General features: G+C 35.4%; 22 protein-coding genes. 7 read left to right on the top strand and 15 right to left on the bottom strand.

The window, feature by feature from the left end; translation table 11 throughout:
• The first annotated feature begins 120 nt into the window (after positions 1-120).
• Positions 121-1308, top strand: coding sequence for a proline dehydrogenase family protein (locus AACZ30_RS07395; RefSeq protein ID WP_339648574.1), 1188 nt, complete (start codon positions 121-123; stop codon positions 1306-1308).
• 143 nt (positions 1309-1451) lie between these two features.
• On the opposite strand, the gene AACZ30_RS07390 is transcribed toward AACZ30_RS07395, so the two are convergent.
• Entirely contained in the window at positions 1452-1667 is a 216-nt protein-coding gene (locus AACZ30_RS07390; protein WP_075327680.1) for a hypothetical protein, read from the bottom strand.
• A gap of 330 nt (positions 1668-1997) precedes the next feature.
• Between AACZ30_RS07390 and AACZ30_RS07385 the strand changes: the two genes are divergently transcribed.
• A complete protein-coding gene (locus tag AACZ30_RS07385; RefSeq protein ID WP_339648570.1) occupies positions 1998-3011 on the top strand; it encodes a lipoate--protein ligase in 1014 nt (337 codons plus the stop codon).
• Positions 3012-3081: 70 nt separating this feature from the next.
• Positions 3082-3426 (top strand): cupin domain-containing protein, encoded by a 345-nt coding sequence (locus tag AACZ30_RS07380; RefSeq protein ID WP_339648568.1) that lies wholly within the window; start codon positions 3082-3084, stop codon positions 3424-3426.
• Positions 3427-3534: 108 nt separating this feature from the next.
• On the opposite strand, the gene AACZ30_RS07375 is transcribed toward AACZ30_RS07380, so the two are convergent.
• The 12 genes from AACZ30_RS07375 to AACZ30_RS07320 all read right to left on the bottom strand — a co-directional run bounded on the left by AACZ30_RS07375 (position 3535) and on the right by AACZ30_RS07320 (position 14121).
• On the bottom strand, positions 3535-3966 hold the full coding sequence (locus AACZ30_RS07375; protein ID WP_339648566.1) for a hypothetical protein: 432 nt from the start codon (positions 3964-3966) through the stop codon (positions 3535-3537).
• Positions 3967-4054: 88 nt separating this feature from the next.
• Positions 4055-5230, bottom strand: a complete 1176-nt coding sequence (locus AACZ30_RS07370; RefSeq protein ID WP_339648565.1) for a zinc-dependent alcohol dehydrogenase — start codon at positions 5228-5230, stop codon at positions 4055-4057.
• A gap of 31 nt (positions 5231-5261) precedes the next feature.
• A complete protein-coding gene (locus tag AACZ30_RS07365; protein WP_339648564.1) occupies positions 5262-6770 on the bottom strand; it encodes an FAD-dependent oxidoreductase in 1509 nt (502 codons plus the stop codon).
• Between the two features lie 540 nt (positions 6771-7310).
• Positions 7311-7496 (bottom strand): hypothetical protein, encoded by a 186-nt coding sequence (locus tag AACZ30_RS07360; RefSeq protein ID WP_339648563.1) that lies wholly within the window; start codon positions 7494-7496, stop codon positions 7311-7313.
• 185 nt (positions 7497-7681) lie between these two features.
• Entirely contained in the window at positions 7682-8059 is a 378-nt protein-coding gene (locus AACZ30_RS07355; RefSeq protein WP_339648562.1) for a PH domain-containing protein, read from the bottom strand.
• 45 nt (positions 8060-8104) lie between these two features.
• A complete protein-coding gene (locus tag AACZ30_RS07350; RefSeq protein ID WP_339648561.1) occupies positions 8105-8671 on the bottom strand; it encodes a pentapeptide repeat-containing protein in 567 nt (188 codons plus the stop codon).
• A gap of 137 nt (positions 8672-8808) precedes the next feature.
• Complete coding sequence (locus AACZ30_RS07345; protein WP_339648559.1) at positions 8809-9507, bottom strand: TVP38/TMEM64 family protein; 699 nt, start codon at positions 9505-9507, stop codon at positions 8809-8811.
• A gap of 5 nt (positions 9508-9512) precedes the next feature.
• The gene (locus AACZ30_RS07340; RefSeq protein ID WP_339648558.1) at positions 9513-10370 is read right to left on the bottom strand and encodes an SdiA-regulated domain-containing protein; all 858 of its coding nucleotides are present in this window, start codon (positions 10368-10370) and stop codon (positions 9513-9515) included.
• 17 nt (positions 10371-10387) lie between these two features.
• Positions 10388-10831 carry a PepSY-like domain-containing protein gene (locus AACZ30_RS07335; RefSeq protein ID WP_339648556.1) on the bottom strand — a complete coding sequence of 148 codons (444 nt, stop codon included), beginning with the start codon at positions 10829-10831 and terminating at the stop codon, positions 10388-10390.
• A 98-nt stretch (positions 10832-10929) separates the two neighbouring features.
• The gene (locus AACZ30_RS07330; protein WP_339648555.1) at positions 10930-12198 is read right to left on the bottom strand and encodes a HAMP domain-containing sensor histidine kinase; all 1269 of its coding nucleotides are present in this window, start codon (positions 12196-12198) and stop codon (positions 10930-10932) included.
• The gene (locus AACZ30_RS07325) at positions 12195-12872 is read right to left on the bottom strand and encodes a response regulator transcription factor (protein WP_339648554.1); all 678 of its coding nucleotides are present in this window, start codon (positions 12870-12872) and stop codon (positions 12195-12197) included. Before AACZ30_RS07325 ends, AACZ30_RS07330 begins: the two co-directional genes overlap by 4 nt.
• Before the next feature lie 49 nt (positions 12873-12921).
• Positions 12922-14121, bottom strand: coding sequence for a porin (locus AACZ30_RS07320; protein WP_339648553.1), 1200 nt, complete (start codon positions 14119-14121; stop codon positions 12922-12924).
• A 245-nt stretch (positions 14122-14366) separates the two neighbouring features.
• Here AACZ30_RS07320 and AACZ30_RS07315 point away from each other — a divergent pair, with 245 nt between their 5' ends.
• Positions 14367-14798, top strand: coding sequence for a PepSY-like domain-containing protein (locus AACZ30_RS07315; protein ID WP_339648552.1), 432 nt, complete (start codon positions 14367-14369; stop codon positions 14796-14798).
• Positions 14799-15086: 288 nt separating this feature from the next.
• Complete coding sequence (locus AACZ30_RS07310; RefSeq protein ID WP_339648551.1) at positions 15087-16916, top strand: hypothetical protein; 1830 nt, start codon at positions 15087-15089, stop codon at positions 16914-16916.
• Positions 16917-17001: 85 nt separating this feature from the next.
• Here AACZ30_RS07310 and AACZ30_RS07305 read toward each other — a convergent pair whose 3' ends face one another.
• Together AACZ30_RS07305 and AACZ30_RS07300 are read right to left on the bottom strand one after the other, a co-directional pair.
• Positions 17002-19170 (bottom strand): TonB-dependent receptor, encoded by a 2169-nt coding sequence (locus AACZ30_RS07305; protein WP_339648549.1) that lies wholly within the window; start codon positions 19168-19170, stop codon positions 17002-17004.
• 32 nt (positions 19171-19202) lie between these two features.
• Positions 19203-19583 (bottom strand): DUF6660 family protein, encoded by a 381-nt coding sequence (locus AACZ30_RS07300; RefSeq protein WP_339648548.1) that lies wholly within the window; start codon positions 19581-19583, stop codon positions 19203-19205.
• Between the two features lie 90 nt (positions 19584-19673).
• Between AACZ30_RS07300 and AACZ30_RS07295 the strand changes: the two genes are divergently transcribed.
• Positions 19674-20120, top strand: a complete 447-nt coding sequence (locus AACZ30_RS07295) for a pyridoxamine 5'-phosphate oxidase family protein (RefSeq protein WP_339648547.1) — start codon at positions 19674-19676, stop codon at positions 20118-20120.
• A gap of 330 nt (positions 20121-20450) precedes the next feature.
• Positions 20451-20875 (top strand): alginate export family protein (locus tag AACZ30_RS07290; protein WP_339648546.1); only part of this gene is annotated, 425 nt, incomplete at its 3' end.

The following is a 20875-nucleotide window of genomic DNA, read 5'->3' as shown; positions in this document are numbered from 1 at the left end:
TTAACTGTTTTAATACCTTTATTCGCACGAATCTGAACCCTTTTGAGTATTACCGGGAAAGTGGGTTAAAATTTATCTAAAGCGCTTTTAGCTATCTGGTTTAAGGGTTAGTTTTAGGCTATGATTGAGAAAAAAATATTTAACGATACCGAAACCGCATTTAGATTAAAAACAGATTTAGAACTTAATAGGGCGCTGCTTCTCTTTAATGTAATGGGAATTCCTTCATTAATTAAACCTGGAATTTTATTGACCAAATTCTCTTTAAAGGCAAGACTTCCTATACAACCATTAATAAAAAGTACCATTTTTGACCAGTTTTGTGCAGGCACCAGCAAAGATGATTGCAAACCGGTAATTAAAGAAATGCACCAGGTAAACCTATCCAGCATTCTTGACTATTCTGTGGAAGGTAAAAAGACAGAGGAAGAATTTGATGCCGCCTTCCGGGTAAAAAAAGACCTCATCAAATTTGCGCAGGAAGAAACCGAAATACCTTTTGCTATTTTTAAACCTACCGCCCTGGGAAGTTTCGAAATTTGGCATAAGCTTAGTTCGCATATTAACCTTAACGAGGAAGAAAAAGTAGAATGGCAAAAAACAAAAGCCCGGGTCGAAGACCTTTGTGAGGAGGCTTACAAGCAAAATGTACGTTTATATGCTGATGCTGAGGAAAGTTGGATGCAGGATGCCGCTGATGATCTTATGGAAGAGATGATGGAAAAGTACAATAAAGATAAAGCTCTTATTTTTAATACTTTTCAATGCTACCGCTGGGATCGCCTGGATTACCTTAAAGCATTGCATAAAAAAGCAAATGAAAAAGGTTTTAAAATTGGTGCCAAGATTGTACGAGGTGCTTATATGGAGAAGGAAAATAAACGTGCAAAAAAATATGGTAAAAAATCTCCCATTTGCGAAAGCAAAAAAGCTACCGATCTTAACTTCAATAATGTGATGACGTATTGTTTAGACAATATTGACGATATAGCTGTTTTTATTGGAACACATAACGAAATGAGTAACTATTTGGCTTTACAAGCTATGGAAGACCAGGGAATAGCCAAAGATGATCCCAGGGTATGGTTTAGCCAGCTTTATGGTATGAGTGACCAAATTAGCTATAATCTGGCAAGTAAGGATTATAATACGGCCAAGTTGGTACCTTTTGGCCCCGTTAAAGAAGTAGTTCCTTATTTATTGCGAAGGGCCGAAGAAAATTCTTCTGTTGAAGGGCAAACAAACCGGGAACTTAATTTACTCCAGGGCGAAAAGAAAAGAAGAAAACTGGTTTTAGAAACTAATTAAACATTCATTTTCAAAAAAAATTGAAACAAAAAACCCCGAAATCCTAAGATTTACGGGGTTTTTGTTTTTAAGACGATAATTGGGAAAAATCCTGAAAAGATATTCCACTTATCTATCCTTTTCTTTCAAATTTTAAAAAGTGATTAATCCACTTTAATATCTGGAATCTCTTTCATTTTTCCGTTCTCAGATTTTCCTAAAACAATTACCTCCTTGCTCTCCTTGTACTCCTCTATAGCAAGCAGCAGTTGTTCTTTGGTATCTCTTCTAATCTTGATACCGCTTCGTTGGTTCTTATTCCGGACTTCAATATAATATCCATCTCTCAAATCTTTAGCTTTTGTGGAAGGTCTGCCCATAGTCAATTTTTAAATATAAAATAGTAAATATTTTCGTTCTGTTACCAAAAACCGGTAAGATAATTAATTTTTACTACATGGTTAAGCTTAGAAGTTTGAAAACGAAGCTAACATCTAAAAAAACTTCATTTTTTCATCAAATTTGAAAGATTCTACCAACTTCAAGACTTTTAAAATCTCGATTTTCGAAAAACTTTAGTTTTAATATGATTTCAATCATTAACCTTCCTTTATTATAGCTGTTACTTTGTTACCGAATTAAAATTGAAATAAAACCCGAAAAAATTTCTAAATTGAAGAATCACACTTTTGGTAATAAAAAATTGAAAAATGATTTTTATAGATAACGAAGGAATTAATGATCCCACGATAAACCTGGCATTAGAGGAATATGCGTTGCGTAATTTTAATCCTGAAAATGATTACTTATTATTTTATATAAATGAACCTTCTATTATAATTGGTCGAAACCAAAATACTCTGGAAGAAATTAATTTTGATTATGTAGAAGAAAACGATCTTCACGTGGTGAGAAGAGTTTCTGGCGGAGGTGCCGTATATCACGATTTTGGCAATTTAAACTTCAGCTTTATCACAAATCACGATGTAAAAAGCTTAAATAACTTTGCGAAATTTACCGAGCCGGTAATAAAAATTCTTAGAAAAATGGGAATTCCAGCCGAATTAAAAGGCCGGAATGATGTGCTGGCAAACGATAAAAAAATTTCAGGAAATGCACAGTTTTCTACGGGAAAAAGAATGTTGCATCACGGCACTCTACTGCTGGATAGTGATCTGGAAGAAGTTGTAAAAGCCCTGAATGTAAAAATGACCAAAATTCAATCTAAAGGACACAAATCCAGCCGTAGCCGGGTAGCAAACATTAGTGAATTCCTCTCAGAAAAAATGGAAATTGAAGAGTTTAGAGCATTAATTCTTAAGGGGTTATATAACGAAAGCGAAGATTTTGAAACCTATCATCTCTCTACCGAAGAATGGAAAGCAGTTCACGCACTAAAAGATGAAAAATATGGAACCTGGGAATGGAACTATGGTAAGTCGCCTAAATTCAATATTCAGCGTAGTAAACGTTTTCCTGTAGGAGAAATTGATCTTAGGATTTTTGTAGAAAAAGGGGAAATAATAAATTTTAAAATCTATGGAGATTTCTTCGGAAAAGAACCTGTAAAACAGCTAGAGAATCTATTGCTGGGTGCGCGGTATGACCGGCAGGAAACCAATAAATTACTGGAACCGGTAATAATAGAAGATTATTTTGGTGCCCTCCCAAAGACCGATTTCTTAGAACTGGTATATGGAAACGATGAAATTGAAAATTCCTAAAGTATCCTCAACTATCTCGCAGCTTGAGGCCAACTAACGAATAATTTAAAAAAATTAAAATCTATTAAAAATGAAGAAAGCATCATTATCTAAAAATCTAGAATACAGCGAAAAGTCTCCTGCGGTAAAAGTACTCTTTGAGACCGAAGTGAGTAAGGAAATAAGAATAGCCTTTAAAACAGGCCAGGGGCTTAAAGAACATAAAACTCCATTTCCTATTGTGGTAGAAATTTTTGAAGGAACTATTGATTTTGGAGTAAATGGAGAAAAACATGCCTTAGAAAAAGGAGATTTAGTTGCCCTGGATGGCAATGTACCCCACGATCTAAAAGCCAGGGAAAACAGTATTGTAAGACTTAGCCTTACAAAAGCAGATACTACCCAACGGGTTGAGAATGTGGCAAAAAATTCCTGATTTTTGAAAGAATAAGCTGCTCCGCAGCATTTCAATGTGCATAATAGAGTAAAACAATTAATACAGGGATTTTACTAAAATTCTTTGTATTAATTGTTTCATTTTAAATTAGCTGCGATGCCACCTTTTAGAAAACCACCAGATTGCAGCGTGAATAAAGGCCGTCATTCCGCAGATAAGCAGAATATTCCTCATTACCATAAAGCTTATATTTCCTCTAAAAGTTTCTCCCAGAGACCATAATTCAAGTTCTGTCCCCTTATTTACATAAACGCCTAAAATGATAAAAGCGCTAATAGCAATAAGATAATCTAATATAAAAAGTATATGATTAGCATATTTCCATCTAAAATAAATAGCAGGTCCGGTGATTAAAAGCCATCCACACCATATACTAATTTGAAAATTCTGAATCGCTTGTTTTGAAGCTTCCGCAGTAGGACTTGCTGAGAACACCTGTTCCAGTTTGAATAAGAAAAAAGCCATTATACAAAATCCAAAAAAGGCTAAGCCCCAGTTAATTACTTTATCAAAAGCCATAAAATCCAATTCTCAAAAAAATTAAAGAAAAAAACAGGCCTTCTGCAAGTAAAAACCACAAAAAGGCCTGATAGTAAAATATGAATAATTAAGGTGTAAGTACAACCTTTACACATTTATCTTCTTTATTTTTAAATAGATCATAGGCTTTTGGTGCCTCGTCCAGCTTCATTCTATGGGTAATTATAAAACTTGGGTCAATAAGTCCTTCATCTACTTTATCCAGCAAAGGTTTTAAATAACGCTGTACGTGAGTTTGTCCCATTTTAAAAGTCAACGCTTTATTCATTGCAGCGCCAAAAGGAATCTCGTTAACCATACCAATATAAACCCCCGGAATAGATACTGTACCGGCTTTCTTACAACTCATCATAATTTGTTGTAGCACATAAGGTCTTGACATTGGCAACTGAAGAACTTCCTTGGTTTTATCTACCGCCTTTCCAATAAGCGTGTCTCCGTGAGCCTCTGCTCCTACTGCATCAATACAGGAATCAGGGCCTTTTCCGTTGGTTATTTCCATAAGTTTTTCATAAACATCATCCCTATCGGTTGTTCTAATAAGTTCAACCCTGGAATGTTTTTTCGCCATATCTAACCTTTCTGCAACTGAATCTATGGCGATTACCCTTTCGGCGCCCAGCATAAACGCACTTTGAATAGCAAATTGTCCAACGGGACCACAACCCCAAATAGCCACGGTATCTCCTCTTTTAATATCGGCATTTTCTGCTGCCATATAGCCAGTGGGAAAGATATCAGATAAAAAAAGTGATTGGTCATCACTTAAGGTGGAAGGTACTTTTATAGGGCCAACATCAGCATAAGGAACTCTTACATATTCTGCCTGGCCACCATCAAAGCCACCAAGCATATGGGAATATCCAAAAATTCCTGAAATAGAATGTCCCAAATTCGCTTTAGCTTTTTCCGGATTCGGATTAGAATTGTCACATAAACTGTAAAGGGTATCATCACAATACTCACAATTTCCACAGGCAATGGTAAAAGGTACCACTACCCTGTCTCCAACTTTAAACTTTTTTACTTCCCGGCCGGCTTCCACTACTTCGCCCATAAATTCGTGACCTAAAATATCACCTTTTTCCATAGTAGGAACCATTCCATCTACAATGTGAAGGTCTGACCCGCAAATTGCAGTAGAAGTTATTTTAAGAATAACATCTGTAGGTTCTTTGATTTTAGGATCGGGGACAGTGTCTATTCTAACGTCGTTTCTTCCGTGCCAAACTAATGCTTTCATAATTTTTCAATGTTTGTTGGTTATTATTTATTTAATTTTTGTCATTTATTCTCGGGAGAGCATCCATAGCGGGGCCTTCAATAACTTCTCCAGATGGAGTAAACCTGCTCCCGTGGCAGGGACAATCCCAGGATTTTTCCAAATCGTTCCAATGAATTACGCAGCCTAAATGGGTACAACTGGCCGATACTATCTCATATTGGTTATTTGCGTCCCGGGAAACTCCAAACTTCTTACCTTCAATCTCCACTATTCTACCTTCTCCAACATTTAGCTGCTCAATTTCTTCAGTAGAACTTCCCAGGATATGATCTTTGAAAAATTCTTTCGCAACATTCAGGTTTTCCCTGATAAAAGATTTTGAAGATTTTACAGGATTAACCCTTAATGGATCAAAGACGTCTTCATATTCATTTTTCTTATTGGTAATTAAATCGGTAATAATTTTTCCGGCAAGGCTTCCATAGATCAATCCGTCTGTAGAAAAACCGGTAGCTATAAATTCATCTTTATGGATACTTTTTCTTCCTATGGAAGGTAGAAGATCTGCGGGCTTATAATTTTGCCCGCCCCAAAAATGGGTGAGTTTCTCTACCGGAAATTTTTCCTCTAAATACTTTACCAGGGAATCCATTAATGCGGAATTATTCTGAGACTGGCCAACTTTATAAGATTTACCCACCGCCATCACGTAAGATTTTCCATTCCGTTTATAGGAGCGGAAAGAGTATTTTTCTTTGCCTTTGTATTCCCAGAAAATCCCCTGCAGATAATCTTCTGTTTTCAAGCTTGCCGCTACCGCATATTCGCGGTAAGGGCCTAAGGTAGTATCAAACTTTATATCCACGCCCTTAGAACTGTGGGCGGCGTGTACCAAATATTTACTGGAAACATTGCCATTAGTGATTTTTAAATTATAATCTCCATGTTCCAGTTTTTCAATTTCTTCAACTTTTGAATCCTGAAAAATCTGGCACTCTTTTGAGTTGATCTTATGGGCCAATTGGTTCACATATAAAAAAGGATTAAACTGTGCCTGATCGGGATATTTTAGGATTTTAGTGGCCTCAAAAGAAAATTTCTCAGGAGAAACGTCTTCAAGAGAAACTCCCAGTTTGGACGAAACCGAAATTTCCTTCTCAATTTTATTGGCATTATCCGTAGAGAAAAGATACATGGGTTGCCGTTTAAAATCACAGTCCAGCGCTTCCTCGTGAATAATTTTTTCTATAATTCCTATAGCTGAAGTCCTGGCTTTTAATACTTTTTTGATAGTCGTTTCATCATACTTAGAATCTAGCGAAGAAAGTAATTCAGCTACTGTATGATAAAAGTTTCCCGTACTATGCCCGGTGGTGCCCATTCCAATTTTCCCGGCATCGAGAACCGCAACTTTTAAACCAGCTTTTTTAAGAAAATAAGCCGTAGAAATCCCGGTAATTCCCCCTCCAATTATACTTACATCTACTTGAAGATTATCTTTTAGAACCGGAAATTCATGCACTGTTTCAAAAGAATTCCAGATGGTATTTGAAATCATAGTTTTTAGGTTTTAAAATTAAATTCCAGGCAGGTAATCAGTTTTCAGAAATTGAATTACCACACTGTAAACACCTTGTAAATAGGGATTAAGAAAGGTTACATTATAAAATTAGAAAGGAGATGGAATAATTTATACTAATTTCTGGCAAAACCTTTGTTAATAATCTACGGGAAAGAAATAGGTTTTAAAACAAGCTTTAGAACCAGTAATATCTACGCTGAAGTAATTTTTTCCTTCCGAATAAATGTTAAACAAAAACCAGATTTCTAAATTTTCTTATTAATTTTTTCCTATCGAAGAAAATGCTGGAAGGAATGATTATTTTTGAAGATTGCGTTCTGCATCGAAAGTTTCCAGACAGAAAGACTTTAGTCTTTATCTAATATAAGCACCAGACTTACTATTTGAAACTATAGGGAAATTACGAAACTGGGGATGGTTAAATTTTGGGACGGAAAACGAATCTCCAATAAAGAAGAAGGGCAAATTGAATTTCAAGTTTTTAATCCAAACTTTAGTAAAAAAATACTTAGAAATTTATTTTGTATTACTGTTTTTATCCTCTTCATCAGTTTCAGGTTTTGATGAAAATTCCGGATTAAATTCTTCTTTTTTGGCTTTTAAATTATCAGTCTTAGAATCACGATTAGCGTGTCTTTTTCTCCAAAAAAATATAAGAAAAAAGAGTACAATAAAAAACAGAATATACCAGATAGAAATCATAATCTCTTGTGTTTGATTACTATAAAAGTATCAATAGAAATATGCATTGCGATGAAATCTCTAATAAACTTTAGTTAATCTTTCTAAAGAAATATTAAAATACTCCGCGCTATTGTGGGTGAAAATTTAGCGATTATGAGTCTTAAACACGGGTCTTAAAGTTTGTAATTATTTGTTTCTTACTTCTAAATTACTTTCCCGGCAAGATATCTTTGTACGGCATAAATATCTATGCTTTTATTAAAGCGTTTACTTACACTTGGTACATTTTCACTTGAAATCCAGATTTTTAATTCGGCGTCTAAATCAAAGGTGCCTGCAGTTTCAAGAGAAAACCTGGAAATGTGCCTGTATGGTAGCGATAAATATTCTTGTTTTTTCCCGGTTAGCCCCTGGATATCTATTAAAATAAGTCGTTTGTTTGTAAACATAAATATATCCCGCAACAAGGAAAAACCTAATTCAATTTCTTCGGTTTCAGTTAATAATCGGCCATATTTTTTATCTAATTCTTCTTTAGAAATACAGGCCGCGTTGCCCATTAATTTGTTCAATAAACTCATGACTTTTTCTTATAAATTTAAGTACTACTAACTTAGTAATTCTTTTTAATCAATTATAATTTGATATTTATTCAATAATCCACTTACCTGATCAAGGCTGAATTTGGCCCCCTTTAATTTATTATTTTCCGGATCTATATTATAATTCTGCGCACTGCTAAAATCGGCTTTGGTAAGATTTGTATTCTGAAATACAGCCCCGGAAAGATCAGAATTCAGGAATTTTGAATGCGATAAATCGGCCGCTGAAAAATCTACTTCCATAAGTTTTGAGTGCTGAAAAAGAGTTTTACTCAGCTTCATTCCAAAAAAGGAAGAGTGGTTTAAAATACACTGATTAACCGAAATAGAGAAGGCAAAAGGTTCACAATTATTAAACAACAAGCCCATCATTTTACAGGCTTTAAAATTGCAATTTTGGAATGAGGTATGATCAAGATTTACGTTACTCAGGTCGCATTCTTCAAATTCACAATCTATAAAAAGAATTCCTTTTAAATTTCCGGTAGAAAAATTACAGTTTGTAAATTGGCAGGATTCATAACTATTAGCGAAGCTATAATTTAGCAGATTTTTATTGTTAAAAACCTGCTCTTCAATTTGGTTTTCCATAGGTTAAAAATACATCTTTTAATTTTTTAGAAGCTGTACTTTTAAAATTTAAGTTTCTTAAAATATAAGTCGGTAATGAGCTATAGCTCACCTCATAGAAATTCTATACAATTTTAAGCTTTTAATTTCTGTAATTTTCACCGCTTCTTTTTATCCCAATACACATAAAGGATAAAAAGCACTATACTTACCAAAGAGCCCCACAACAAACCACTTTTTAGTTGCTGAGTGCTATCTCCAATTAAGGCGATAAAAATTGTAAGTGGTGTAATTCCCAATAAGGTGGCACCTATAAATTTCCAATACCCTATTTTTAAAATTCCGCCTACAAAACTAATTGCATCATTGCTTAGAAACGGATTGATTCTGGTTACAATTACCGCCCAAAACCCATAATCATCTAAAAAGTCACTTATCTTATTTTCAGTCTTTGGACCCAAAAGTTTTTGAACGATTACCGGCCCAAAATAGCGACCTATAAAATAGCCTACCGAAGAAGCGCAGAAAATGGCCGTAAAAACTATTAAGCTTCCCCATACGGGCCCATAAGCTAAAATTGAAACGATCATTAATGCTACCGATGGAATTACTAAAAGAAACATTTGGGCTATCATAGCTATAATAAGTACCAAAGGACCTATCCATCCAAAATTGGAAACCCAGGCTTTTATTCTTTGGTTATCGTTACTGGTTAAAACCTCCCCGGCCTCATTAAAAAATTGGTGCACACCAGGGATAAAAAAGTAACCGCCAACAAGAACTAGAATTACGATTAATGAAAATATTAAGGGGGCTTTACTTTTCTTTACGTTCGTATTCTCTTCCGTTTCCTTCATACAATCTATTTGAATGTTACTTCAAGGATATTTGCTTTTCCGCCTTTTCCTTCGTTAGAGATAAATAACCTACCGTTTTCACTAAAAGTAAGTCCTTCGGCCTGCTCAAAATCATCTTCATGTAAAGCGTAGCGCTTTTTTAGTTTCATATCATTATTCGCAATAACCAACTGGGGTGCCCTACCATCAAGAATGTAGAAATCTTTATTTTTGGGGTGTATGGAAAGTGCAGAAGGTTGGAGCTTTTTATTGAGTTTTGTTTCCCTTTCCCTTAATAAGCTGTCTTGCATATTTAAACGATAAAGCGGATTTCTCTCCAATTCTTTATTGGTTAGCGAGAATTGATAAACTCCTTTATAGTTATCGTCCTTTAGCTCTCTATCTTTTATGGCCAGCAGCAAACGTTTATTATTTTTGTCCCAGGCTAAGCTTTCCAGGTTTTGTTTTTCAGATAAAAAATTACTGTAGGTTTTTGTTTTTGAATTACCCGATAAAAAATCGCTGACTTCAAAAATTTCACCATCGCTTCGCAAAACATAGGCAGTTTTGCCTACAATACGAATATCTTCGTAATCACCCGCGCCCGCGAATTCTATACTCTTCTCTACTTTTGAAGTTTCAAGATTGAAAATAAAAATGATGCCATCTTCATCCTGAATGCAAGCCAACTTATTATCACCTATCCAGTCTATGCCCGAAACCTCATCAAGCTCTTTAGGCAGCTGCCATTCATTAATTATCTCGTAAGCTACAGGTTGATCCTGTAGGGTATCTTTGGTTATAAATTCATTATATCCAAAGAGTATTAAGCCGGCAAGGCTTAATACTCCCACTACAATTAGCGTTGCTATTTTATTCACCATTTTCATTTTTTTAATAATTACCAGGTGGTAACTTCCGTATTCACCGCTCCCGTTTCTTCAAAAATAATCTTAGTATCGGTTGGCTCTTCATCAAACTCTACCTGGTAATAAGTGTTTTCAGAAATTTTAAGCAACTCTACCTCATCTATTTTGGTTTTATCATAATCGGTAGTGATTGTAGTTTTTATTGCTTCAGGAAGTTCCTCGTACACAATGTCGTATTTATACTTCAAAAGACTTCCTTCAGTATTTAGAATTGCTTCATGATCTACATTATCAATATCGAATTCGGCTTCATAGATATCGGCTTTCTTCTCCCATTCTACACCTTTTGCATCAGGAAATTGTTCGGTAAACCCATTTAATACTACTGAAGGGATATCAGAATTTCGCATATCATCATCTTCACAAGCGGTAAATCCCATGGCGATAGCCAGGATTAAAAAAATTGACTTTTTCATCTTTATAATTTTTAATTTTAAACAAAGTTGAACTACAATACTGGAAGAAATCTGGAATTATTGACGTGCAGGATTTTATTTAGGAAATAAATACCAGTTTAGCGCGGAAATCTTAGTTGAAAAGTGTGTTTTTGTTCGTAGTAATAGGTTAACTGAAACTCATATTTTTTAGCAATGGTTTGGGCAATGGCCAGTCCTATTCCCGTGGAGGTTTTGGAAGAAGAATCTTTTTGAAAGCGTGAAAATACTTTTTCTGGATCTAAAGCACCGTTATTGGCAGTATTACGTATAATAAAGTTTTTTGCTGAAATTTCTATTTCAATCTCACTATTTCTTTGGCCGTGAATAATTGCATTTTTCAACAAATTTGAAAGCAAAATTCTCGCCAGACCTTTATTCATTTTATATTTTAATGAAGTCGTACTTTCTATACTAATCTTCATTTCTTTATGACCGGCAAGGTCTTCAAAATCAACTTTTAAGTCGGTAATTAACTCATTGAAATTCACTATTTCTTCCTCCGGAAATTGCTGATTTTCAATTTTAGAAAGCAAAAGCAAAGACTTGTTCATTCGGGTTAAACCCTCTAAGTTATTTAAAACCGAAGCTATTAAATCAATTTGTTCCTCGTTCAATTTTTCCTTTTCTACCAGCAGTTCCAGTTTATTGATGCTAATAGCCAAAGGAGTTTGTAATTCGTGCGCGGCATTTTCTATAAATTGTTTCTGGCTGTTATAACTGGAAATAGATTTTCCCAGCATTTGCTCTACGCGTGTATTTAGCAGATTAAATTCATCAATATTTGAAGGTACAGTTTCAATTTTTTGATCTTTTCCAAGTCTAAAATCTTGGAGCTGTTGCAACAAAGTATAAAATGGGTTCCAAATTTTTTTCAGGATTAAATTATTGAGTAAAACAATACTCAAAATCAAGCCTACATAAAGAAGAATAAGGGAAAAAAGTAAATCTTCAATAAGGTCGTCTTCCTCGACCATAGAAGTTATAATTTTCAGCTTATAAAATTCGTCATCTTTTTTAAATACGGTTTCCAGCAGCCTTACCGGTTCATATTCATCTTCATTTTGCATATACATAAGCGTATCACGATAAAAATCTTTAAAACTTATCGCGCTGTTTTTATCTATAGGCCGTATGGTATAATTACCATCTTTGAATTGTGAACGTTGAAGTAATTCAGCATCTTGTTTTGCCCGTTTAATCACCAGCATTTTTTGATTATCCAGGCCATCGTCCAGGCTGTCATAAATTTCATCTAGCATTTCCAAGTAGAAAATTACCGCCCAAATCCCCAAAAGAACCAGCAGTATTGCCGAAAAATAACTGGTGGTATAATTTAATAATTTCATTGGGTAATTAATTTATAGCCAATTCCATAAACCGCTTTAATTTCTATATCGGCACCGGCGGTTTTCAGTTTTTTTCGAAGATTTTTAATCTGGGAATATATAAATTCAAAACTATCGGCCTGGTCTATATGATCTCCCCAAACGTGTTCTGCCAAAGCCGATTTATTTACCAGCCTGTTTTGGTTTGAAGTAAAAAATATTAGTATTTCGTATTCTTTTCGGTTTAAATTTAAGGGATTATCATCTATACTCGCCTCGTGCTCGTCCAGGTCTATGCTAAGGTTGCCAATCTTTATTTTATTATTCCCGTTAAACTGACGCCTTCTTAATACAGCCTTTACGCGGGCATTTAACTCTGCCATATGAAAAGGCTTGGCAAGATAATCGTCGGCACCAAGGTTTAGGCCTTCCAGCCTATCGTCTAAAGAATTCCTGGCAGAAACAATAATTACCCCGTCTTCTATATTCTTTCGCTTCAATTCTTCCAAAAGCTGAAAGCCACTACCGTCTTTTAAATTAATATCCAGCAAAATACAATCGTAGGTATAAACCCCAATTTTATTACGAGCCTCGGCGATACTTTCTGCTGTTTCTACCACAAAATTCTCCTTTAATAGAAAATCTTTCATGTTCTGCAACATATCCTGTTCGTCTTCTACAATTAGAATTTTCATGGCTTTATTTTTAAAGCTTCAGTTATTTCCTTTCCGCACCTATATAGGATTATAAATGGAAATCTATCTGGAGCCTGTACATTAGATTATTCCATTCTGGATCTGGACTATCCCTAAAACTTAAATCGGTTTGTATTTTTAATTTATGCTTAGATAAATATTTAGAAAGTCCCAAAGTATACTGTTTTTCGTTAGGAAACAGGGAGCCTATTATATCTTCTTTCACCTGGGTGAACCTACCTACAACTTCTATATTATTATCAAATAAATATCCACCTTGCAGGTTAATGGAATTCCCCACATTTACAACGGCACCGGTACGCGTTCCATCTTCTTCTATCGCTATAGGATTCTCGGCATCCCGGTGAGCAAATTCACCTAAAACTGATATTCCTTTATATTTAAACATAAAATCTGCAAAAAAGGTGGAAATATCGGTCGAATGTAAACCGTTTTCGGTAAACATATATGCCCCCATATTAGAGCGGGTTTTTACCGCATCGTTATTATGATCATAAGTAACCCCCATTGCTAATTTAGGCGTATCATACCTTTCTAAAGAAGCCTCTCTATAATCCTGAAATTCTCCAAAAGGCAAAGCTTCCAGGCGTCCCGTATATTGAAAACCGCCAAGATTCCCGGTTACTACATTTCTTCCTTCCCCCTGTGAAAAAGCAAAAATTTCTTTTACTACAAATTGGTTCCCCAAATAGATTTTATGGTGTAATTGTACTCCAATATCTCTGTCTATATTAAACCTGCTATTTAATAAAGACCTGTCTACAAACTGCAGGTCTCCAGAAGATACTACCCGTTCCCTGTTACCCGGCAATTTTGTTTGGCCGGCCCATAACACGAAATTTTCATAGAAATTCCACTTTAAAACCGCATCAAGTATGTACCGGGGCGTATTATTTGTAAATTCTGAACCTCCCGAAATATCCCGGTTAGATAGCCCTAACTCAATTTTATATTTTAATTTGGGAGAATAAGCAAAACCATCAAATTTTAATCTAGCACGCCTAATTAGAATATTAGAACTTTCAGATTCAAATCCTTCAAATTCAGAGTCTCGCCATTCGTTCACAAATAGAGATTGAAATCTTGCTCCAAACCTTAGGCTGAAAGAACTATCTCTTGCCACCGTATTTATTATCCCATTCCCAAAACTGTTTTCGGTAATATCCTGGGCGTGCGCATTACTAAAGAATAAAATTAAGCTTAGAATAAGTAAATGTTGAATCTTCATGAAAAATGTTTATCTGCTTGAAACCTTATAATTTGCAAGAATAATATATAAGTTTCAAATCTGACACTTTTTTTACAATTCTCCCAAAAAATACAAATATGAATCTCAAAACTGGAAAAAAATGGGAAGGTATACTAAACTTTAAAAGAGAAAATTTGGCAGAATTTTAGGATTTATACCAGTCAAATTCCAAATTCTTTCCAGATTTGAAGGCTTACTTCGCACCGAATAAAAAAACAAATATTATGAAAAGAGTAATTTTATCAGGAATTTTCGCATTGTGTACAATGGGAATTTTTGCACAAACAAATACAAATAGTTTACCCTCTACAGCCCAGGAATATATTCAACAGAATTTTTCTTCTGCTGATGTAAAAGAGGTTAAAGAAAACAGTAAATGGAAAATTTGGGAAGATGAAAAATTTGAAGTAGTTCTTTCTAACGGCCTTGAACTGGATTTTGACGAAAATGGAAATATTTCTGAAATTGAAAGCCAAAACGATGTAGTAATTCCTACTTCTGCCCTGCCATCTAAAATCGCTTCTTATCTGCAAGAAAATTATGCTGATGCACAGGTAATTGGATGGGAAAAACAGAAAAAAGAGCAGGAAATAGAACTGGCTGACGGCACCGAACTTGAATTTGATGGCGAAGGTAACTTTAGAAAAGTAGACTAAGTTATTCCAGTTTTTTAATAGATTATTAATGTAAAAGCGCCCATTGGTTATAGACCTATGGGCGCTTTTTTTTAGAATATTTTTCCGGTAAATTCTTTTAAAATCCTCACGCTTTAATCAAGAAACTCTCACGACAACAGCTCACCCTCACTTAATATTCTAAATATGATGCGGGTCATATTTTAGCAGTTTTCAACTTCTTTCCTTTACAAATTGCAATCTTAACTCCTTATTTAAATAGGATCGGCCAGGCTTAATTTAGCCTACGCCGCAAATAATTATTAGAATATGACCAAAACAAACCAAATGCACAGTTTTCATATCCCGGTAATGGGAACAGCTTTTACAATTGACAGTCCGCTGCGGGTCGCTAAATATGGAATATCTTCGGTAATTTCAATTATAGACGACGAGCTTATTGAAAAAATGAACGCCTTTTACAGCAAGAAATTTAATTTGCCTTATAAGGAAATTCCGAAGAAAAATCCTGATTCCCGCGCAGAACGTATTACCTCTTATTTAGACCTGGTAAACAATATTGTACAGGATAAGTTTGAGAATTTTAAAAAGGAACTGGCAGAAAGTAAGACAGCCTTAGAGAATTATCTTTCTATTTTACCCAATCATTCTGAAATTAAACAGGGATTCCAAAATTTGTTGAATAGTGGTGCAGATGTAAAAGGAAAATTAAGCACTTATATAGAAAACCATCTAAGCCCCGGCAGTATAGATGTAAATATTATGGCGAAGATTGATAAGGACAATTTTGTTAAAAATGAACAATTGCCGGTAGAATTTAATGATGCCCACGCTGCATTGCGCGGGTTTGCCAATTCAAAACTTTCATCTTCTATTGTACTTTCGGCAGGATTAAACCCCAGGCTTTATAGCTATTTTGAAAATTTCAAAGATTTCTTTCCTGATGCAAATGGCAAGCTTAAAAAGAAAATTATTCTGAAAGTAAGTGATTTTAGATCGGCTTCAATCCAGGGAAATTACCTGGCCAAAAAAGGTTTATGGGTTTCAGAATATAGAATTGAATCGGGCTTAAACTGTGGCGGCCACGCTTTTGCTACCGATGGTCACCTGTTGGGGCCAATTCTGGAAGAATTTAATCAGAAAAAAGATGAACTTGTTCAATCGGCTCATCAATTAATGAGCAAAGCTTTAGAACAAAAAGAAATTCTGGTTCCCGAAAAACCTCTTGACCTAAAAATAACAGTTCAGGGTGGGGTTGGTACGGCTGAAGAACATAACTTCTTGCTGGAGCATTACAAGGTATCTTCTGTAGGTTGGGGAACGCCATTTTTACTGGTACCTGAAGCTACATCAGTTGATATTGAAACGCGTAAATTACTGGTAAAAGCAAAAGAAAAAGATCTTTATCTAAGTCATATTTCTCCTCTGGGCATACCATTTAACACCGTGCGGGGAACAACTAATGAACAACTAAAAGAAAAACGAATTGCTGAAAATAAAAGCGGTAGTTCCTGCCCTAAAAAATTCCTGGCTCTAAGTAAAGAATACGATGAGAAAGGAATTTGTTCTGCTTCTAAAAAATTTCAGGATATTAAGCTGAAAGAACTGGAGGATAAGAAAGATAATTTCTCCCAGGAGGTATTAGAAAAAAAGAAGAACAAAATTACCGAAAAAGCCTGTTTATGTGTTGGCCTGGGAAATGCCTCTTTTCTTGAAAACGACATTAGAATAAAAGGCCAGGCACAGGGCGTTGCTATTTGTCCCGGCCCAAATATGGCCTATTTTTCAAAAGTTGTTTCGCTCTCAAAAATGATACAACATATCTACGGAAAAATTTCTGTGATGGAGATGCCTAACCGGCCTAATATGTTTGTAAAAGAATTAAAGATTTACCTGGATTATTTTAGAAATGAAATTGAAGATTTTATGGATGAACCTTCTGCGAAACAGAAGAAAAAATTAGAAAAATTTAAGCTTAACCTTTTAGACGGAATCTCCTATTACCAGGAATTATTTACGAATAAAACCAATCTTTTTCAACAAAGTAAAAATCAACTGCTCGGGGAATTGGAAGAACTAAAAGATTCTCTAACCGGAATAAATTTAGAACCGAAAGTTTCAAGACCGATTTCAACTTAGATTCTAAAATAAACTTAGAAAGACGACTTTTTACCTGTTTTTTAAAGCGGAAGCAAGAAACTTCCGCTTTAAAACAGGTTTTTATTTATAAAAATAATTTTATCCCTCCATTTACTACAAAACCATCAACCGGGGCATAAATATCCCTGAATTGAGGATTGGAAATAGAACCGGTATATATAGAATCAAACCGGGTTTGACGGGTATCGGTAAAGTTTTCGAAATTCAGGAAAATTGAGAAATCTTCCCATAATTTTTCCATCATTAAACCAAAAATCCAGTATTCCTGTCCGGTTGCGCCGTCGCTTAACTGCTGCGGACTAAAATAATAACCCTCCAAACCAATTTTAAGTTTTTCATGCTGCTCGTACATCAAAACATTATTTAAACGATGTTTGGAAACCAGCGGCATTTCAAAGGTATTTCCGTTTTCTGTGCGGTCTACATCGGCATAAGTATAACCGGTAAATAATTTGAAATCTTTATAGCCAAACTTTAAATTTGCCTCTATTCCCCTGCTTTCCACAAACCCGTTTGGTTGTAAATATTCAAAAACACCTTCCGCCGTATTTTCAAGAATTATGGGCTTATCAATTTTAGTATAAAAGAAAAGTGTATTGCTTGTAAATTCTATGGTTTCAAAGAGTTCGGTTCGGTAATTAATATCAAAATTTCCCCCAATGGAATTTTCGGCTTCGGTAGTGCTTACATCAATAGGCATCACATTTCTAAATTGAAGTCGTTCTGCATCCTCAGTAAAAACTGAAGGGGTTTTGTAGCCCATTCCTCCTCCAATCCTGGTGGTAATGGCATCAGAAATTGTGAACATTGCCGAAATTCTTGGCAAAACAAACCATCCGTATTCATTTTGATAATCTGTTCTAAGTCCGCTTTCCAGTTGAAACCAGTCAGTAGCCCGCCAATTATTCTGAACAAAAGCTCCATACGTAAGATGCTCATAATCTACCACGGGAGCATCAGTTAAAACATCCTGTTCAAAGCTATCTACCCATAAATTGAGGCCACCAATCCATTCCATTTTATCACTATCCAAAACTACAGAAGCTTCATTATAAGAGGCAAACTGGTTCCCTGCAAAAATATAGTCACCGGTTTGAATTTCCCGGTCAAAAAAACTGAAACTATTTTTTAGATTAAAGCGATTATCATCATTCCAGGAATGCTCAAAACCAGACTGTAAAGTGGTTCTAGCCGTATTATTTCTCTCAAAAAACGGGTCTTCCACCTCTTCGCCTTCCAGGTAGGCTATGTTCCCACCGGTGCGTTCTTCAACCGTAGTATTCACTCCCACATCTAACTTCGTATTTTCTGAAAACTCGTAAAACACCCTGGGATTTATAGTATAACGATTAAATTCAGGAATGGCCGTTAGACCAATATCTGCAGGATCGTAAGGAGATCCAAGGTTGTAAGAAGCAAAAACGGTAGTCCCCAATTTTCCGTAAGTATCAGCATAAAATCCGCTAAGATCCAGGCCTAATGCTGTAGTTGCATTCATCATAAAATTAAGTTCTCTTTCTTCTCCAGGAGTTTTGGAAATAAGATTTACCAGCCCGGCTATGGCTCCACCGCCGTACAGAGTAGACGAAGAACCTTTAATTACCTCAACCTGTTGCAGGTCTAAAGGTACAATTTGAAGTAAACTAAGGCCACCGGAAAAACCGGAATAAAGTGGATATCCGTCTTTTAATAGCTGTGTATATTTTCCATCCAGCCCCTGGATTCTAATACTTGAATTACCGGAAATTGCTGAAGTTTGCTGAGTTTGTATTCCCGTAGTTTCGTTGAGCAACATTCTAATGTCACCGGGTTTCATATTTCCTTTTTCGGTGAGTTCTTCCCCAGAAATTACTTCTACCCGCGTAGGTAAATCGGCAATACTACGCCGGGAACGGGTAGATTGAATAATAACTTCTTCCATTTCTTCCCCGCCGGGTTCAAGAAAAATTTCCAACGTATCCTGGGTTGCTCTGGGAAAATTTAGCGTGATTTCTTCTGAAGCAAAACCCACAAAACTAAATACAACTGTTTGTTTACCATTTGGGATTTTGGTTAATGTGACTTCGCCGTCTATATTTGCAGTGGCCCCAATATCTGTTCCCGAAAATACCGCATTAGCCCCAAGTAAAGGCATTTTATCTTCAGCATTTTTAATTATCGCTTCCAGGGAATTTTGTCCCACAGCGTTAAAAGCGACCAGGAAGATCGCCAGTTTAAATAAGATTTTAATCATTATGAAAATTTAGGTTATTATTAATTCTGTTTTCAAGAAATAATAACCTGTTTTGGCGGTTGCCAAACTCTTTCGGCATAATCGGCTTCAACACTTTTAAAAGTGAGTCCGAATAAATTTGAATATGGTATGGGGTGAAGGTCCGGGACCGTCACAATTTCATCTGTATTTGGAATAAAACCCGTACAACTTCCACAGCTTATAAAAGGAGAGCACAAGGCGCAATCATCGTTTTGCTGATTCTGATTTTCAGAAATTTTTATCTCAGAAGCTGATTTACAATCATCGCCTATACAGCAAGGATATGCTGAAACAAGCAAGCAAAATATGCCTAAAAAAGTTGCCAGGATCTTCATATTTTCAAAAGTAAGAAATTCCTGAGAAGGAAGATTATTTTTAATGATATCCGTCATATTTAATTTCGAGATTCCGCATTAAATTAGACCGAATTTTAAAGCAGAATTATTTCTTATCGTCATTATTCACCTTCTAAATTAAATATTATGAGAGCTATGACCACAGAGGAAAGTATTAAGCTACTCGCCCATAATTATATAGGCAGGCTAGGCTATATTTCCAGGGCAAGAGGAGAAATAATTCCCATTACCTATTATTATAACCCTGAACAGCACAGTATTTTAACCTATTCGGGGCAGGGAGGTAAAATTGAAGCCATGCGCAAAAATCCTTTGGTTACTTTTCAGGTAGATGAGATTTCATCATTAGAAGAATGGAAATCGGTTTTATTGTATGGCAAATTTGAAGAATTAGAAGGAACAGATGCTAAATATATGCTGCGTTTATTTTCTGAAGGCGTAAAGAAAGTAATAAAAAATAAAGGCAATCCCTGCCCAGATTTTATCGAGAATTTTTCCAGTAAAAGTAACTCAGAATCACCTGTAGTTTACCGCATTAATATTGATGAAGTTAATGGACGCCAAAGAGATTAGGTTAAAGCTAAATAATTTGTAATTTTTTAATAATTTTAAGCCTATTAATTCACTCGATTAAGCAAAACCCCGCATTTAATTAAACTTATAATATGCAGGGGAAACCCGAAAAATTAATAAAATTAATTTGAAGAAATTTTACTCCACTTATTCTAAGACCAGAACTGGACCCGAGAGCCAAAGCTCACACTCAGCCAGGATAAAATCTCAATTATTCAGAACCACCTCTCAGCAAACTAACGAGGCGTATATGGCAAACAATTGTTTAATTTTCGCGGCAAGCTTCGGAGTATTTTAATCACGACTATAGAATAAATAAAAGATTTATTGATGAAAATTTTTAGGCTTGTAAACCTGATACTTACGTTATTTTTTGTATTTACAAATAGTGTATATGCCCAGTTTAATGTTGACGGGCAAATTGTTCAAAGAGGCGAATACCGCCATGGTTACGGGAAACTTATTGAAGAGAACCAGGATGCAGCTGCTTTTATTGCGCAACGTGCCCGTATAAATGTACAATATGAACTGGAAAAATTTAAATTCTATGTGAGCATTCAGGATGTTCGTACCTGGGGCAATACCCCGCAGGTAAAAGCTAACGATAATTTTCTTTCCCTGCACGAAGCCTGGGCCGAAACTTTTTTAACCGATAACTTTAGCGTCAAATTAGGACGGCAGGAACTCAACTATGATAATTTTAGGTTCCTTGGCAATTTAGATTGGGCATTACAGGGAAGAGCTCACGATTTCGC

The sequence above is a fragment of the uncultured Salegentibacter sp. genome (genome assembly GCF_963972535.1).
In the GTDB taxonomy this organism is placed as follows: domain Bacteria; phylum Bacteroidota; class Bacteroidia; order Flavobacteriales; family Flavobacteriaceae; genus Salegentibacter.
Note: the sequence above shows the minus strand (reverse complement) of the source record. Positions and strands in the feature narration are given on the sequence as shown.